1 protein-coding gene is annotated in these 422 nt (G+C 60.4%); it reads left to right on the top strand.

The features are described from left to right. Positions 1-422: hypothetical protein (locus tag HK26_RS13730; RefSeq protein ID WP_180539604.1), on the top strand; the 422-nt coding region annotated here is incomplete at both ends.

Raw genomic sequence — 422 nt, 5'->3', positions numbered from 1 at the left:
CAGAACCGCGCAGCGCAGTCTGCCTCTGCCCTGACCGGCTATGACCGGGCCATGGTCGAGGCCGCGCAACAGGCAGATGATGCTGCCCGCTCCCTGTCTGGCGGTATGGCGTCTGCTAGTGAAAAAGCTGCTGTTCAGGCATCTGCGGCGCGCACACTGGCAGCCGAGTACCAGACCAGCACAACCGCCATGGAGCGTAATACCGGATTACAACGTCAGGTTGCACAAGCATGGTTGCAGGGCGGGCAGGCCGCAACCGAGGCCACGGCCTATGTTCAGGCTTATACAGAAGCACTGGATCATTATAAGGAGGGAACGCCTGCCTTTGTGGCGGCAGTGCAGCAGCGCAAAGCCGCACTGGTCGATGCGGCCCATGCCACATCTGACATAAACCTGAGCCAGCAGACATCGGCCAACAATGA

Source organism: Acetobacter okinawensis, assembly GCF_002153655.1.
In the GTDB taxonomy this organism is placed as follows: Bacteria; Pseudomonadota; Alphaproteobacteria; order Acetobacterales; family Acetobacteraceae; genus Acetobacter; species Acetobacter okinawensis_A.
This window is presented reverse-complemented; position numbering and strand designations above follow the sequence as displayed.